Genomic DNA, 16582 nt, shown 5'->3' with positions numbered 1-16582 from the left:
AGGAGTGTGATAATTTTGAATTTAACTTGGTTTGGTCAATCTTGCTTTTTATTAGAAAGCAATAATGGCAAAAAAATTCTAACTGATCCTTTCGATACAACTTTAGGGTATAAATCATACAGCGGTGCTGTGGACGTTGTAACAATCAGCCACCATCACTTTGATCATGATTACGTAAAAAACTTGCCTGAAAATACCATAATATTTGATAAACCAGGCGCATATAAATATGAGAACATAGAAATAATAGGTTTTCCATCCTATCATGATAATTTGAAAGGTGCTGCAAGGGGAAAAAATACTATCTTCACATTTAAAATGGATAATTTAAAAATTTGTCATCTTGGAGATTTAGGCTATATTCTATCCGAAGACGAAATTAATTCACTTGGAAACATAGATGTGCTTTTAATTCCTGTAGGCGGAAATTTTACTATAGATGGAGACGAAGCTGCAAAGTTATGTAAAAAAATAAACAGCAAAATTGTAATACCTATGCACTACAAAACTCCTTTAACCTCTTTACCTATAGATGGAGTTGATAAATTCATTCTTAATATGAAAAATGGTGAAAAGCTTCACGAAAGTAAACTTGTTATTAAAGAAAACTTAAGAGGAAATAATAGGGCTTTAATACCAACTATTTAGTTCCACTCTATAAAAATTACGAAGTAACGACATCTTGGAATATTAAATAAAATTAATAAATCTAAGAGTCTAAATCCTAAAATTCTAAGAACTTTCAATAACTCGCCTTTGGCTCAGACAGATTGAAAGCTCTAAGCCTTTTACGATTTAGACCCTAAGATTTATAAAATTTTATTTAAACTATTCCCTCAATGTTGTTACTTCACTGACCCGGAAAACAAGGAATATTTTTCTCCGGTTCCCTACGAAAAATACACTGTTAGCAAGATTTAACAATGAAAATGATTATAAATTGCTTAAATAACGTATTACAAAGATTTATGCTAAAATTCCGTAGGTACGGAGGAATTTTTCCTTGCACTACTGTGGGAGTGAAGTAACAATGCTGAAGGAACGATTTAAAAAAATTCTAATAAATCTTGGTTCAAAAATTGTAAAATACTAAGATATTTCAATCTGTCTGAGCAATAGCGAGTATAAACATACGCGGGGTTTGGGCGTAATATATATATGCGTAATACAAGTTAAAGAAGGATAATGGGATTACATCCCAAACCCCGTATATGATCGTTATCCTTCTAGAACCCAAAGCAACCACTTTTTTTAAATAACCACTTAGATTTATAGGATTTTTTTAACGCGACGAAGCATTGTTACTTCACAATATTTAGTACACTACTCCATCTTTGAGTCTTAAAATTCTTTGATTGCTCGAGCCTGCATACTTAGGTGCATTTTCCATAAATTCTTCCTTAAATGGTCCATCTACAAGTATATTCAAGTATTTTAAAAGTTCTTTTTTATATTTATCATTTCCATTTATAATCTCTTCATAAGTGTATCCTGTATAACACCATATGTTAAGATTTAATCTTCTTATTTCTTTAGCAATATCTATTAGTGCTTTTGCTTGTTCAAAAGGATCTCCTCCTGAAAATGTAACACCTTTAATTAAGGGTATATTGCTTTTTATTCTTTCTATAACTTCACTGCCACAAATCTTATCACCATATGAAAAATCTTGCATTGCTTCATTTTGGCATCCTGGGCATCCTCTTGAGCATCCTGATAGAAAAAGCACACTTCTAAGTCCTTCTCCATTTACAAGGGAGTTATCAAGAAAACCAGCTACTTGCAATTCCATTTGATCACCCCATTATTTGTAAACACGATTTCCACTAGCTTGTGATATTCTATCAGCTCTTTCAGCAGATTTTCCTGCTCCAAATCTTTCATCTAAACTTAAATAACCTGTAACTCTAGATATTCCTTGTATATCTGTGTCTCCGCATGATGGGCATTTAACATCAGAGCTGCTTAAATAAGTTCCACAGTGTCTGCAGTATCTTATATGAAAGTTTATTCCCATGTAACTTATATTTGTATTGTTATAAGCATAATTTATGATATCCATTACTGTTTGATCATCAGGATAGTCATCAAGTTCTATATAAGATATATGACCTCCATTGCAAAGAGCATGATATGGAGCTTCTATATTTATCTTTTCTTTTATTGATATATTGTATCCAACTGGAATATGATAGCTATTTGAGTAATATTCCTTATCTGTAACTCCTGGTATTTCGCCAAAAATAGCCTTATCCTTTACTATAAATTTACCAGATAAGCCTTCTGCTGGTGTAGCATAGCAGCTCCAGTTAAGATGAGTTTCTTCTATAAGTTTATCCGTATATCTTCTTATGTACTCTACTATTTTGTAGCCAAGTTCTCTTGCTTCTTCAGTTTCTCCGTGATGATGTCCTGTAAGTGCAACAAGTGCTTCTGCAAGTCCTATAAAACCTATTGCCCAAGTTCCTTGTTTTAGTATTGGGTCTATTGAATCTTCTGGTTTTAATCCTTCTGATCCCTTCATAAGTCCTTGTCCTGCTACAAAAGGCAAATCCTTAACTCTAAGCTTCTTTAAAACATTATATCTATCTAAAAGACTTTCTTTTGCTATTTCGAGTCTTAAATCTAAGGCAGCGAAAAATTTATTTATATCATGCTTTGCTATTATTCCTATTCTTGGCAGGTTTATAGTGGTTGGCGCTATATTTCCTCTTCCTTTAACTCCAGGTTCTCCATTTACATTTGACATTAAATATGTTCTACATCCCATTGTAGCCGGAACATATCCTTTGTCATAATACTTTTTATTAAAATCAGCATCAAGGTTCATAAAAGTAGGATTCATTCTCTTAGCGGCTACTCTACATGCTAATTCATATAGATAATAATATGGATCCTCCTTCTCTCTATTTACTCCCTTTTTAACTCTAAATATTATGTTAGGGAATATAGGCTGTTCTCCTCTACCAAGTCCTTTTTCATATTCTTTAAGAAATACTTCGCAAACAAGAGCCGCATCCTTTGTTTTAGGAACTCCAAGGTTAATCGACGAAAATGGAACCTGTGAACCTGCTCTACTGTGCATTGTATTAAGATTATATACAATCCCCTGCATTGCCTGTTCAAGAGCTCTTCTAAGTTTCTTTTCAGTAATTTCTTTTCTTTTCTGTTCTTCTATGCCAAATTCCTTAAGTTCTTCTCTAATGCAAACTCTTGTTGGTTCAATAAACTCTGCCATATCGTTATCAAAATCAGGATGTGACTGACCACCAAACATATCATTTTGTGTTGATTGAAGAAGTATGCAAGATAATTCTGCAGCTGATTCTATTCTTTTAGGCATTCTTATATATCCATAGCCTGTATTAAATCCTCTTAGCAAAACTTCCTTCGTTGGTATATGTAAACAATTTGTAGTGAGATTATAACTATCTAAATCATGAAGATAAATATCACCATTTTCATGCGCTTTTGAAATCTTTTTAGGCATTACAGCAAGATTATGCCACTTATTTGATTCACTTGCTATTCTTAAAAGCTTTGAACTAAAATTATTCCCCACATTAGCGTTATCTCTGTCCGTTTCAACTCCAATTTTTTCTATAGCTTTCATTAAATCAGACTTTATATCTCTTACCTTTGTTCTTTCATTTCTATAATTGCAATAAGCTAATCCTATTTCTCTATATTCGTTTTCAAACAATATATCTTGAACTAAATTTTGTACTTCTTCAACTGAAATTTTATCGACGTGCTTTCCTTCTAATTCTCCTATAACTTGCTCAGTTAAATTAAGTATATCGCTTTCTTTTATGTTAAACCCTATTTCATCAGATGCACCTTTAATGGCATTTGAAATTTTATTAGAATCAAATTTGACTTCTCTTCCGTCACGTTTTACTACATTTAGCATGAAATTCCCTCCATAACACAATATCTTGTACTTAGCATATTATACATGAGAAAATTTTTTATATCAATTTTTAAATATATCTATTTCATAAGATATACTTTTTTATTATTCATTATCTTTATTTCTTTCGCTTTTTTATGGTTAAAGCTAACTTGATATTTAAATCTTCTGCATAAATACATTGGTATTACTCACATAACTAAATGTAAACCAAAAATAATGCGAAGTAACAGTATCTTGGAATATTAAATAAAATTAATAAATCTAAGAGTCTAAATCCTAAAATTCTAAGATTTATAAAATTTTATTTAAACTATTCCTTCAATACTATTACTTCGCTTAAACTTGAAATGCAAGGAATATTTTTCTCCGGTTCCCTACGAAAAATACACTGTATATATGGTTAATCAATTAAATTAAAACTATATGTTTAGTAAAACATAATGTTAGTTCTAGACAAAGGTATTATAAAAATTTATATATAATGGACTTCACAAGTTCCAAGTTATTTATATCTAGTTCTTAAAACTGTGTATAGGCGAAGGAATTCTTCCACCTCTATTTATAAAATCAGCTGATGAGAACTTACTTACTGGCATAACTGGTGCTCTTCCAAACAATCCACCAAATTCAACGCTATCTCCAACATCTAATCCAATTGCAGGTATTAAACGTACTGCTGTAGTTTATTGTTAATAACTCCAATAGCAGCTTCATCAGCTATTATACCTGAAATAGTCTCTGCAGGAGTGTTTCCTGGTATTGCTATCATATCAAGTCCAACAGAACAAACACATGTCATTGCTTCAAGTTTTTCAAGATTAAGTGCTCCACTTTCAACTGCTGCTATCATACCTTCATCTTCACTAACAGGTATAAAAGCACCACTAAGTCCTCCGACATGGGATGCAGCCATTATTCCGCCCTTTTTCACAGCATCATTTAACATTGCTAATGCTGCTGTAGTTCCTGGTGCACCACAAGCTTCAATTCCTATTTCTTCTAATATTCTTGCTACACTATCGCCAACTGCTGGTGTAGGTGCCAACGATAAGTCAACTATTCCGAAAGGGACATCAAGTCTTCTTGAAGCTTCTCTTGCAACAAGCTGTCCTGCTCTAGTTATTCTAAATGCAGTTTTCTTTATAGTTTCAGCAACAATATCAAAGCTTTCTCCTCTTACAGTTTCAATGGCGGCCTTAACTGTTCCTGGCCCGCTTACACCTACATTAATTATGCATTCAGCTTCTCCAACACCATGAAAAGCTCCTGCCATAAATGGATTATCCTCTATAGCATTTGCAAATACAACAAGCTTCATGCAGTCCATTCCATTTGTATCAGCACTCATTTCTGCTGTACGTCTTATTATTTGCCCCATTTCTTTTACTGCATTCATATTAATTCCTGTTTTGCTGCTTCCCACATTTACGGAACTGCAAACTATATCTGTATTGTGTAAAGCTTCCGGAATACAGCTCATTAAAATTTTATCGCCCTTAGTACATCCTTTATGAACAAGAGCTGAAAATCCACCAATGAGATCAACTCCAACATTTTTTGCAGCTCTATCAAGAGTTTTTGCATACTCAACATAATCTTTATCATCTGAAGATTCTGCTATCATAGAAATAGGTGTAACTGAAATTCTTTTATTTATTATAGGAATTCCGTAATCTCTCTCTATTTCTTCCCCAACCTTTACCAGATTTTCAGCATACTTTGTTATTTTATCATATATTCTTTTTCTAGATTCTTCTCCATTAAAGTTGCAGCAATCTCTTAAAGATATTCCCATAGTTATAGTACGTATATCTAATTTTTGCTCACCAATCATCTTTATGGTGCTCATTATTTCACTAGTATTCATCTGAGATTCTCCTTTATACTCTATTCATTGAATTGAATATACCTTCATTTTGTATTTTTATTGAAACTCCAAGCTTTTTACCTTTTTCATCAAGTTTCTCTTTTACTTCTTCAAATGAAATACTTGCACAGGAAGTATCTACGAGCATTATCATAGTAAAATACTCCTGCATTATTGTCTGGCTTATGTCTAAAATATTAACACCAATCTCTGCCAAAATTGAACTTACCCCTGCGATAATTCCTACTTTGTCTTTACCTATAACTGTTACAACAGCTTTCATGAATTTAGCCCTCCTTTTTTTCTATAACCAATATATTCTTTAGTGGACAAACACTTGTTAATCCATATAACACACATATATAATTATAATACAAATTCCGCTCCAATAGGAGATTTTATTTAAATTTATTTATGTAAATATTTCTTCTATTACCCTTCCATCGACATTTTTCATATTAAGTCCAAGCATTCTGGCTATTGTTGGGCCTTCATCTACCAAATTTATTTGTGGCAAAGAAAATCCTTTTTTTATTGAAGGTCCTGCTGCTGCAAAAAATGTTCTATAATTACGCCTCATAGGGTCATATCCATGAGTAGCCACATAGTAATCATACTCATTGACTCTTGACTTTGATTTCACTATTCTATTTATAATTTCAGGAGCATTCCAATCGTTATCAAAATAATATCCATCGTTTGCCTCTATCATAAAATCAAAATCTCCTGTAACCCTTTTTTCTAATTCAACCTCTTGCTTTGTATACACCCTTTTTATTGGAGATGGTGCTGTATTTTTAAGTTCCATAAGTATTGATTTTACACTTTCAAATGCGTTTTTATCCTTTACCTTTATTTGTGCAGATCCGTCGCAATAATTAAGGTAAGCCCTCCATTCTTTAACTTCTCCATTTTTATCTAAATTTATAAGACCTTTTTGTACAAATTTTGTATTAAGGCATACTCTATAATCCACATCTGCAAATCCATGATCTCCAAGTATTACAAACACAGTGTTCTTGTATATTCCAGCTTCTTTAGCAGAATTTATAATCTTATTTATCCTACCATTCATCCTCATAAATACTTCATCTAGTTCAGGTGCATTAAAGCCAAGTTTATGCCTCGTATGATCTACTTCATTTAGATGCAGCAGAACCAAATTTGGTTTCTTTGCTTTTATTACATATGCTATTGATTCAGTAGAAAAATTATCGAGCTGAGGTTCTTCTATCCCATTTAATAGTTTTCCAAACCTTTTAAATATGTTAAAAAGAAAAATTGGCGTTCCTGCCCTTAAAGATTTAAGTATCTGACTTTCTCTTGGTTCTACCGTCCATATCTCCGGGCAGTTATAGTCTATTTTTGCTCCTCCCATTACTGGCCAAAATACATTTGCAATTTTCATATTAGCTTCTTTTGCTATGTCGCACAGCGTTGGAACCTTTATATATTTTCTATACCAATACCAAGCTTGCCTTTTCACACCTGGCTCCATTATTTCATTGGTAAATAGTCCATGCTTATCTGGATAGACTCCTGTTATTATAGATGCATGCGAAGGATAAGTTAATGAAGGATATATTCCCACAACCTCTCTTGCATAAGAACCATTTTTTATTATTTGAGAAAATGCAGATAGCTTCATCATTCTATTGAAATCTTGTGAATTAAGAGAATCTATTGATATTACTATAAGATGCTTAGCCGCACTATTCATAACTACACCTCCAATCTTATTTAGAGTACAGTTGACAGAGTACAGCGTACAGTGAATGCGGATTTACCTTTCGTTTCACTTAGGTAAATTTTAGAACTTAATAGTGTCAGCTGCGCTGAACACTATGTTTTACGCCATGCGTGAGCATTAAGTTTTAGATTTTTCGAAGCATAGCGGAGAAAAATCATCCTTCACTGTACTCTGTACTCCCTACTTTCTACTCTTAATATTTATATCTTACTTGTATAAATATATTATTTCTAATTTTAACCTTTCATGTTTACACTTATATTATAGCCGTATTATGTACTTGTTAAAAATACGGTTTAAAAAAATCCTAATAAATCTTGGTAAAAAATCATAAAATACTTAGATATTTCAATTCATTTAAACATTTTTACAGTGAGTTATTGAGACATCTTAGGATTTTAAGATTTTTTTACCTTAGATTTATAGGATTTTTTTAATGCGACGAAGCATTGTTACTTTACATTTTCTCTACTACTTTTCGGAATAAAGTTCAATTATTTTAAGTATTACATCAACTGCTTTTTCCATAGCAAAGGTAGGAATGCACTCATATTTACCATGAAAATTCATTCCACCTGTGAACATATTTGGAGTTGGAAGACCCATATATGAAAGCCTAGCACCATCCGTACCGCCTCTTATAGGATTTACAATAGGTGTTATCCCCTCATCTTCCATAGCCTTATAGGCTATATCAACAACATGTTTAACAGGTTCTATTTTTTCTTTCATATTATAATATTGATCTTTTACTTTAACTATTACAATTTCTCTCCCATATTTGTTATTTATGAATTTTGCCACTTCAGCCATTAACTTTTTCCTATTTTCAAAGTTTTCTTTGTCAAAATCCCTTATTATATATTGTATTTCTGCCTCTTCAACGCCGCCTTTTATGCCGTATGCATGATAAAATCCTTCATACTTTTCAGTGTGCTCAGGAGCTTCATTTTTAGGAAGCAAACTCATGAATTCTGATGCTATTTCTACAGCATTTATCATTTTATTTTTAGCATCTCCAGGATGAACACTTCTTCCCTTTATAATTACTTTTGCACCTGCCGCATTGAAATTTTCATATTCAAGTTCGCCAATAGCTCCGCCATCTACTGTATAAGCAACCTCTGCTCCAAACTTTTTCACATCAAAATAATCCGCTCCACGACCAACTTCTTCATCAGGAGTAAATGCTACATGAACGGTTCCATGCTTTATTTCCTTATTTTTAGCAAGATAGCTTACTGCCGCAATTATTTCTGATATTCCAGCTTTATCATCAGCACCTAAAAGAGTAGTTCCATCTGTTGTTATGATAGTTTTTCCTTTATATTTTAAAAGATCCGGAAATTCGTTAGGTGATAAAACCACATTTTTTTCTTTATTAAGTACGATGTCCTTTCCATCATAGTTGTCAACTATTTGAGGCTTTACATCTTTACCACTGATTTCAGGACTCGTATCCATATGAGCTATAAATCCTATCTCAGGTAATTTTTTATCCATATTAGATGGGAGTGTTGCCATAACATATCCCCTACTATCAGCCTGGGCATCTGAAAGACCTATAGCTTTTAAGTCAAGCACCAATTTTTTAGCTAAAGCTAATTGCTTTTCGGTACTAGGTATTGAATTCGAATCTTCATCAGATTTAGTGTCATACTTTATGTATTCAAGAAATCTATCTACTACTTCTGACATTTGTTACATACCTTCTTTCTTTATGTATTTTATAAAAACGGAATGTCTCACTAATTATTATAATACACAATTTATAAATATTGCGAAGAAACATCATCTTGGAATATTAAATAAAATTAATAAATCTAAGCGTCAAATTGTTAAAATCTTAAGAGCTTTCAATAACTCGCTGAAAAAATGCTCAAACAGATTGAAATCTCTAAAGCTTTTAACAATTTGCCACTAAGATTTATAAAATTTTATTTAAACTATTCCTTCAATGATGTTCCTTCGCAGAGCTAAAAAGCAAGGAAAATTTTTCTCCGTTTCTCTACGAAAAATGCACTGTAAACATGGTTAGGCAATAGAATTTAATAGCTATATCATTTCATAGTTAATATTTATTTAAATAATTAAATTTATAATTAATAATACCATAATATATTTAAAATCAATAGCTATATTTGATAATTTGTTATCAAATATAGCTATTATTTGTATCATATATTGTTTTTTCTTAGCATAATTCCATATTGCCCAATAAACGTATATATTTTACATTTAAGGCGTTTACTTTCTATTGCATATGAACTACTACAATGCCATATTCATTAGTTCTTTGAATTTATTTTCGTATTTATTTAACTCATAAATATTTTTAAACTTATCTAAAGAAACTTCATTATCTTCGGCTTTGTATAAAGCTTTTATAAGCTTAAAATAATTACAGCTATTTGATTCTTTAGTCTTTGATACCATAGAAGAAACTACATATTCCGCTCCTGCCTTAATGGCACCAATAGAGTTAACTATACCCATTCCAAAATCATCTTTTGCAAATATCTCAATAGGAATATCTACAATTTCTTTAATAGTTTTTATTTGATGAAGTATCCTTTTAGGATATAAAATTCCCACTGAATCACAATATCTTATCCTTTTAACTCCTTCATAAACACCTAGCTTTGAAAGTTCTATAATAAAATTTATATCAGCTCTTGAAGCATCTTCTAATCCCATGGTAATCTCACAATTTGATTCTATGCAATAATTTACGCACCTTTTAACGTTTTCTTTAATAATATTTTTATTATCTTCACTGCTGCATATTGGAACTGATATATGAATCACATCTGCACCATAATTAATAGAATTTTTTATGTCCTCCAGGTTTAGTCTATTATATACTGATACTTTGCTTTTTAGGTCTAAGTTTGTAATATCCATTATATCTTTTCTCAAGTTTTGATCTAACAAGTTAAATTTAACTTCTATCTGAAATGCTCCCATAGAACTGATAAACTTTACAACTTCAATTTTTTCGTATGCGTTTAAATTCATAAATTCCTTATTACACTCACTTAAAGTTGTATCAATTATATTAATTTTCATGACTAACCCACCTTTACTTTTATTTTATAATGTACCTTTTAAATAAAAAAATATATTTACATTACTGTCATTATGTAGAATATATCATAATGTTTTTAAAGATTCAATATATTTTTTGATAATTCATCAAAAAAGCACATTTATTTTAATTATTTACTAATCAATGTGCTTTTAAACTAATGATATTCAATTCTATACTTTACATAAAGTCGCTACTCATACATTCTATGAAGAGAAACCTCTCCAGAAATAAGCCTATCTTTTATACCATTTTCATATTTAACAATTAAGCTTCCATCTGAAGCAATTTCTAAAACTTCAGCAATAATAATCTGCTTTTTTCGCTCCACTTCTATTTTTTTACCTACTAAAATAGATTTTTCCCTGCAATATTTTATTGAGCTACTGGCATTTTCATTATATCTAAATTCATCATATAGCGTTTCAAATTTTTCAAAGAAACTACATAATAATAATTTTCTAGATATGTACTCATTTTTTTCAATTCTAAGAGACGTAGCTTTATTTAAAACAGCTTCAGGGAAATCAGAGTTTTCCTGATTAACATTGATTCCTATACCAACAACTACATAATTTATCTTATCTATTTCCCCACTCGCCTCAGTTAATATTCCACATACTTTTCTCCAATTCACTATTATGTCATTAGGCCATTTTATTCCCACGTCTATATTTAATTCTTCAATTGCCTTTCCAATAGCTGCCGCAGCAATTTGCGTGATTTGATATATACAAGTAGAACTAGTATTTGGTTTTAGTATAATTGACATCATTATGGATTTATATTTAGCTGCTACCCATTCACGCCTAAATCTTCCCCTTCCAGATGTTTGCTCCTCCGCAATAACAACGGTACCTTCTTCAGCGCCCTTTTCAGCCAATTCTTTAGCTAAATCATTAGTACATTCAATTGAGTCAAAATGAATTATATTTCTTCCAATGTACTTTGTTTTAAGCGTATCATCAATTTCCACAGTCGTAAGTATGTCAGGACATGATATTAATCTATATCCTTTTTTCGAACCGGATTCTATTACATATCCATCCTCTTTTAATTTATTTATATACTTCCATACAGCAGCTCTTGTTATGCCAAGCTTTTCGCTTATACTTTGCCCAGATATAAAATTGTTATTGCTGCATTTCAACATACCAATTATTTTTTCCTTCAAGTTTATAATACCTCCCTATTATTTAATCATTTGATTTTGAGTATAACCTATTAACATATTTACTTTAAAAGATTATAGCCGAAATATTTACAAAATTATTTATAAAATATACTTTATGTAGTGAATATATAAAGTATATTTTATAAATATTATACAACAAAAATTATCTCTTACAATCTTAATGTTATTAGCATTATATATAACTTTATTTACTTAACTTCTTATATTCTTTTTCTATAATTTCATCTAACCATTCATTAGATTTTCTAACAGAAGAAAAACAAAACAATATACTGAATAATAAAATTATTATAAAAAATATTGTAATGCATAGTAAAAATGTTATTTTCATAAAACCCCTCCGTTCATTTAGTAATTTTTATAGTTCCAACATTTAATATCTATTTCTGTTTTTCTTTTTTTTTACTTCTATTAGTTTATTAACTTTTCTTATATACTCATCATCATCTGATACCCTAATCAAACTTTTCAAATAGTAAAAAGATACCCATCTAGGTACCTTTTTATTTAATACAAAATAAATAAGATTTTTTGCCTGTTTAAAATTTTTAAGATGAGTATGTTTATCTGAAAATTTATATTTACTATTGTGAACTATAAAATTATCGCCAACTCTGTATATTTTATACTGATTTCTTTGATATACCTGTATACCCAAATAAAATCAACTTCCTCTCCAATTTGTAGAGAATTATATATAGTAAGTATATTCAAATACACTATGCGAGTTGCACTAATAGTAATATTTTTACATATTTTATTTCATTTGTAAATAGCTTTATAAATAAAATGTCTGCACTCAAAATAATCTTGAATGCAGACACTTTTAATAAGGCAATACCAAACTATTTCATACAATCAGGTTTTGGAATCACAGATAATTTAGGTTCTTTCAAATAATCCTGAACAATTCTTAAAGCTTCTCCAAATCTTTGAAAATGAACTACCTCTCTCTCCCTAAGAAACTTAAGTGGTTCCAATACATCTGGATCATCAGTAAGTGTAATAAGATATTCATAAGTTGATCTTGCCTTTTGCTCTGCTGCCAAATCTTCATAAAGATCTGTTATTGGATCTCCTTTTGATTGAATGTACGCAGCTGTAAATGGATTTCCTGCTGCACTTGCTGGATATATACCAGAATCATGATCTGCAAAATAAGCATCTAATCCACTTTTTTTAAGTTCTTCAACACTAACATTTTTTGATAGTTGACGAACTATAGCGCCTACAATTTCAAGATGTGCTAATTCCTCTGTACCAATATCATTTAATGTTGCTATGGCTTGAGGTGTAATCATAGAAAATCTTTGACTTAAGTATCTTATAGATGCAGCCAATTCCCCATCAGGACCTCCATATTGGGTTATGATTACTTTTGCTAGTCCGGCATTAGGATTTTTAATTTTTACTGGATGTTCTAGTTTTTTTTCATAGAGCCACATTTTATATTATCTCTCCTCTTTTTAATTCTAAAGCTTAAAATTTGCATCATATTCCCAAGGCCATGGTTCATCTATCCACTGCCAAGGATAAGGGCTGCAGCTATTAGTAGCAGTTAGCATCCCAAAATATCTTTCATATTTACCTTTTAGCATATGTGATTGAGCTACAAAAGAATTGTGTTTAGCAATAGCATCTTTATCAGTTGGATGAGTATTAAGATATAAACTTAGATCTATTATAGTAAAATCTACAGCCATAATTTCTTTTAAAAGTTCCATTTTATCCATTTTCATGTGAGTATCTCCTTTATTCATCTAAATAATTTTCAGATCTTTTTTTACTGCTATACGGGCTATAAAGCTCAGGAAAAATAGTTCCTTTCTTTAGAGCCTCTACTGGTGGAAGATTACTGCACATTTTTTGAAAAGGAACATAGCTGATGCCAACCTTACATTTGTTATTATAGTTTCTTGTGGAATACAAGTTTTTCTTGAATAGTCCACATCTGGGATACTTTCGTACATATCGTCTTGAAACATTTGTTAGTTTCCTCCTGAATTTTAACTTACGATTATATAATATTCATAATTTTTGAATTTTGTTACTTTAAATGAGCGTATAAAAAGTAAGTTTTAGAGGAAAACTATTTATTAAAAGACTTAGGGAGGAATTAATATGCAGTTAGCTTCACACGAGCTACATGATTTACATGAACTTATAGTTAGTTGTGTAAATTCAATAACTAACATGGCTATGTTTAAAAACATGGTTCAAGACCAGGAATTAAAAAATATACTTGAAACTCATTTTCCTGCTCACATTCAAGACTACAATATGAAGGTTGAATTTGTTAAAAGAGCTAGTGGATCTCAGCAAAAATTAAATGTTCCAAACTTAAATGTAATGCTTAAGGATTTTACCACATCGCCTGTTAGCAACTTCTCATCAATAACACCAAATACAAATGCACAAAAGATGACTGATAGAGAAATAGCTACAGCATACCTTTTAACCTTAAAAAGAGCAGGCAAAGAGTATGCTTGGAGTGCCATGGAAATGAGCAATCCTAAAATAAGAGAATTTTTAAAAGATGCATTTACAATGTGCTGTAACCACGCATATGATGTATGGCAGTGGATGGTTAAAAAGGGATATTATCCTTTAATTCCTGCTAGTCAAAGTGAAATTGATACTATATCCTCTATGTACAATGAAATTAATGAACCTGTTAATACATATGTATAAGCCACAAGTAACTATACTGATTTTTTATTATAAAATTATAACTATGCTTTAACTTATATATATATGTTATAATTTATTTAAACAAAATATTTATATTGTACAATATACTTTAAAAAGCTATGTTTTAAATAGATTTTCATTTTTATACTTATTTAAAACATAGCCTTTAAAAATATTTACAATAACATTGATATTTTAACTTTTAAGCTTACATATAAAAAATTTAGTATTAAAGGTTTGCATCCCCTTCTCCCCAATCTACTGCGCACATACCTCCAGTTTGAAAAGCTTTAAGCACTCTTAAAGTTTCACTTACGCTTCTTCCAACATTCAAATCATGAATTATTGAGCATCTTATAACTCCTTCAGGATCTATAATAAATAGACCTCTTAGGGATACACCTTCTTCTTCTATAAATACGCCATAATTTTTAGCCGTATTATATGTTTTATCAGAAGCTATTGGAAAATTAATTTTTCCTAGCCCTCCCTTTTCAATCTCCTGTTTTATCCATGCCTGATGAGAATATTCACTATCACAACTTACAGCTAAAATTTCAGCATTAGCTGCTTTAAATTCACCATATCGATTACTAAACCCAGTTATCTCTGTTGGGCATACAAAAGTAAAATCTAGTGGATAGAAAAACATTACTAACCACTTTCCTTTATAATCGCTAAGCTTAATCTCCTTAAAATCACTTCCATCTCCCAAAACTGCATTAAGCTTAAAACCAGGTGCATTTTTTCCAACCAATCTTTCCATAAATTACTCCTCCTTAATTCTATTTATTATATATTCCATATCAGAAAATTTTTATTACTTGATAATAATTATTGGTATTAATAAATATATGATAAAACATTTATTATATTCTGTCAATGGAGTTTATGGAAATTTATATAATAAAAAACTGCACATAATAAATTTTCATTTATCATGTACAGCTTGAATTTTATTTTAGTGACTATTTGCTTCTATTAAGTTTTACTTGTGATGGGCATTTATCTCCATCTATAAACCATTTACACTCATTGCATTTGAAGCAAGCTTCATAGTTTGAATTTCTTAGAGATTTTTTAACAAAGTTACATCTGCTAAAAACGGTTTGCCATAGGCCACAAAATCACATAAATTCTCTTCGACCAAGTAATTACCTCTATTTAAAGTTCTTATATTATTTACTACAATAACGGGTATACTTAAGTTTTTCTTAAGCTGAGTTCCTACATAAACTATTTCATTATAAGGAAAATCCTCTGGAACTTTTATGTCTTTTCTGTCAGTTATCCCACTAGAACTATGCAGCATATCTATTCCAATACTCTCTATAGCTTTTGCAGTATTTATATCTGCATCCAAATTTTCATTCCAACCCATTCTATATGATACTATAAAGTCATCCTTTACATAGCTTTTTATACTTTCAACAATTTCTTTCACCAAAGCTATTCTTCCATTTAAGTCTCCACCGTATCTATCTTCACGTTTATTAGATATATGAGACGTAATCATATTTAGAAAAAACTTATGAGCTCCGTGAAGCTCTATTCCTTCAAGCCCCGCCTTTTCACATCTTTCAGCTGCTCTTATAAATAAATCTCTTATATCAATTAATTTTTCTTTGGGCAATTTATTTACATCGATATAATCATTTGAACCATAACCAGAAGTAGGATAAGATAACTGTGCAAATAATCTAGTACCATTTTTAATACATTCTTCATGTATTTCTTTTAAATAATCTATATGAGCATCTAAAAAGACTCCAGGTCTGCCTCTTCCATTTCTTTCCTCTGACACCGAAAGTGCCTGTGTTATAATAAGCGCTATCTCTTTATCAGCTGCCTCCTTATAATGATTTACAAGCTTTTGTCCCATAATTCCATTTAAAGATGGCCATCCAAAACGTACCATAGGAGCCATTACAATTCTATTTTTAAATTCCACATTTTTAACCTTTATAGGTTCCATAATATTAGCCATTTGTATTACGTTTCACTCCTTAATTTTAGTTTTGATTGTTAATTTTTTATATTTATTTAAAACAAAGCTTTATTTAAAATTTAAAAAA

The 16582-nt window shown here is 30.6% G+C and carries 17 protein-coding genes and 1 pseudogene; 2 read left to right on the top strand and 16 right to left on the bottom strand.

Going from position 1 to position 16582, the window contains the following annotated elements:
* The first annotated feature begins 6 nt into the window (after positions 1-6).
* Entirely contained in the window at positions 7-648 is a 642-nt protein-coding gene (locus AGR56_RS16670) for an MBL fold metallo-hydrolase (protein ID WP_347460506.1), read from the top strand.
* A 667-nt stretch (positions 649-1315) separates the two neighbouring features.
* On the opposite strand, the gene nrdG is transcribed toward AGR56_RS16670, so the two are convergent.
* The 14 genes and pseudogenes from nrdG to AGR56_RS20445 form a co-directional block, all read right to left on the bottom strand.
* Complete coding sequence (nrdG, locus tag AGR56_RS16665; protein ID WP_053243154.1) at positions 1316-1792, bottom strand: anaerobic ribonucleoside-triphosphate reductase activating protein; 477 nt, start codon at positions 1790-1792, stop codon at positions 1316-1318.
* 12 nt (positions 1793-1804) lie between these two features.
* Positions 1805-3913, bottom strand: a complete 2109-nt coding sequence (locus AGR56_RS16660) for an anaerobic ribonucleoside triphosphate reductase (RefSeq protein ID WP_053243153.1) — start codon at positions 3911-3913, stop codon at positions 1805-1807.
* 515 nt (positions 3914-4428) lie between these two features.
* Positions 4429-5783: pseudogene (locus tag AGR56_RS16655) on the bottom strand (PFL family protein).
* A gap of 13 nt (positions 5784-5796) precedes the next feature.
* Entirely contained in the window at positions 5797-6066 is a 270-nt protein-coding gene (locus tag AGR56_RS16650; protein WP_053243152.1) for an ACT domain-containing protein, read from the bottom strand.
* A gap of 129 nt (positions 6067-6195) precedes the next feature.
* A complete protein-coding gene (locus AGR56_RS16645) occupies positions 6196-7503 on the bottom strand; it encodes an alkaline phosphatase family protein (protein ID WP_053243151.1) in 1308 nt (435 codons plus the stop codon).
* Positions 7504-8004: 501 nt separating this feature from the next.
* Entirely contained in the window at positions 8005-9231 is a 1227-nt protein-coding gene (gene pepT / locus AGR56_RS16640) for a peptidase T (protein WP_053243150.1), read from the bottom strand.
* A gap of 573 nt (positions 9232-9804) precedes the next feature.
* A complete protein-coding gene (locus AGR56_RS16635) occupies positions 9805-10602 on the bottom strand; it encodes a hypothetical protein (protein WP_053243149.1) in 798 nt (265 codons plus the stop codon).
* Between the two features lie 212 nt (positions 10603-10814).
* A complete protein-coding gene (locus tag AGR56_RS16630) occupies positions 10815-11795 on the bottom strand; it encodes a biotin--[acetyl-CoA-carboxylase] ligase (protein ID WP_053243148.1) in 981 nt (326 codons plus the stop codon).
* Positions 11796-12000: 205 nt separating this feature from the next.
* Positions 12001-12147, bottom strand: a complete 147-nt coding sequence (locus AGR56_RS20455) for a hypothetical protein (protein ID WP_157055794.1) — start codon at positions 12145-12147, stop codon at positions 12001-12003.
* A gap of 42 nt (positions 12148-12189) precedes the next feature.
* Entirely contained in the window at positions 12190-12474 is a 285-nt protein-coding gene (locus AGR56_RS16625; protein ID WP_053243147.1) for a hypothetical protein, read from the bottom strand.
* Between the two features lie 187 nt (positions 12475-12661).
* Entirely contained in the window at positions 12662-13261 is a 600-nt protein-coding gene (locus AGR56_RS16620) for a manganese catalase family protein (protein WP_053243146.1), read from the bottom strand.
* Positions 13262-13288: 27 nt separating this feature from the next.
* On the bottom strand, positions 13289-13555 hold the full coding sequence (locus AGR56_RS16615; protein ID WP_053243145.1) for a spore coat protein CotJB: 267 nt from the start codon (positions 13553-13555) through the stop codon (positions 13289-13291).
* 13 nt (positions 13556-13568) lie between these two features.
* A complete protein-coding gene (locus AGR56_RS20450; RefSeq protein ID WP_157055793.1) occupies positions 13569-13679 on the bottom strand; it encodes a spore coat associated protein CotJA in 111 nt (36 codons plus the stop codon).
* Positions 13655-13801 carry a hypothetical protein gene (locus AGR56_RS20445; protein WP_157055792.1) on the bottom strand — a complete coding sequence of 49 codons (147 nt, stop codon included), beginning with the start codon at positions 13799-13801 and terminating at the stop codon, positions 13655-13657. The genes AGR56_RS20450 and AGR56_RS20445 overlap by 25 nt, the downstream gene beginning before the upstream one ends.
* A 136-nt stretch (positions 13802-13937) precedes the next feature.
* Between AGR56_RS20445 and AGR56_RS16605 the strand changes: the two genes are divergently transcribed.
* Positions 13938-14507 carry a spore coat protein gene (locus tag AGR56_RS16605; RefSeq protein WP_053243144.1) on the top strand — a complete coding sequence of 190 codons (570 nt, stop codon included), beginning with the start codon at positions 13938-13940 and terminating at the stop codon, positions 14505-14507.
* Positions 14508-14736: 229 nt separating this feature from the next.
* On the opposite strand, the gene AGR56_RS16600 is transcribed toward AGR56_RS16605, so the two are convergent.
* Positions 14737-15273 carry a peroxiredoxin gene (locus AGR56_RS16600; protein ID WP_053243143.1) on the bottom strand — a complete coding sequence of 179 codons (537 nt, stop codon included), beginning with the start codon at positions 15271-15273 and terminating at the stop codon, positions 14737-14739.
* Between the two features lie 303 nt (positions 15274-15576).
* Positions 15577-16494, bottom strand: coding sequence for a tRNA-dihydrouridine synthase (locus tag AGR56_RS16595; protein ID WP_053243142.1), 918 nt, complete (start codon positions 16492-16494; stop codon positions 15577-15579).
* Between the last annotated feature and the right edge of the window lie 88 nt (positions 16495-16582).

This window comes from Clostridium sp. DMHC 10, assembly GCF_001270375.1.
Classification (GTDB): Bacteria; Bacillota; Clostridia; order Clostridiales; family Clostridiaceae; genus Clostridium_S; species Clostridium_S guangxiense.
Note: the sequence above shows the minus strand (reverse complement) of the source record. Positions and strands in the feature narration are given on the sequence as shown.

Bases quoted from the DNA above. Each gene is read 5' to 3' on its own strand.
- AGR56_RS16660 (WP_053243153.1), bottom strand. From the start codon at position 3,913: ATGCTAAATGTAGTAAAACGTGACGGAAGAGAAGTCAAATTTGATTCT.
- AGR56_RS20445 (WP_157055792.1), bottom strand. From the start codon at position 13,801: ATGTTTCAAGACGATATGTACGAAAGTATCCCAGATGTGGACTATTCA.
- AGR56_RS16605 (WP_053243144.1), top strand. From the start codon at position 13,938: ATGCAGTTAGCTTCACACGAGCTACATGATTTACATGAACTTATAGTT.
- pepT (WP_053243150.1), bottom strand. From the start codon at position 9,231: ATGTCAGAAGTAGTAGATAGATTTCTTGAATACATAAAGTATGACACT.
- AGR56_RS16600 (WP_053243143.1), bottom strand. From the start codon at position 15,273: ATGGAAAGATTGGTTGGAAAAAATGCACCTGGTTTTAAGCTTAATGCA.
- AGR56_RS16620 (WP_053243146.1), bottom strand. From the start codon at position 13,261: ATGTGGCTCTATGAAAAAAAACTAGAACATCCAGTAAAAATTAAAAAT.
- AGR56_RS20450 (WP_157055793.1), bottom strand. From the start codon at position 13,679: ATGTGCAGTAATCTTCCACCAGTAGAGGCTCTAAAGAAAGGAACTATT.
- AGR56_RS16615 (WP_053243145.1), bottom strand. From the start codon at position 13,555: ATGAAAATGGATAAAATGGAACTTTTAAAAGAAATTATGGCTGTAGAT.
- AGR56_RS16635 (WP_053243149.1), bottom strand. From the start codon at position 10,602: ATGAAAATTAATATAATTGATACAACTTTAAGTGAGTGTAATAAGGAA.
- nrdG (WP_053243154.1), bottom strand. From the start codon at position 1,792: ATGGAATTGCAAGTAGCTGGTTTTCTTGATAACTCCCTTGTAAATGGA.
- AGR56_RS16595 (WP_053243142.1), bottom strand. From the start codon at position 16,494: ATGGCTAATATTATGGAACCTATAAAGGTTAAAAATGTGGAATTTAAA.
- AGR56_RS16650 (WP_053243152.1), bottom strand. From the start codon at position 6,066: ATGAAAGCTGTTGTAACAGTTATAGGTAAAGACAAAGTAGGAATTATC.
- AGR56_RS20455 (WP_157055794.1), bottom strand. From the start codon at position 12,147: ATGAAAATAACATTTTTACTATGCATTACAATATTTTTTATAATAATT.
- AGR56_RS16645 (WP_053243151.1), bottom strand. From the start codon at position 7,503: ATGAATAGTGCGGCTAAGCATCTTATAGTAATATCAATAGATTCTCTT.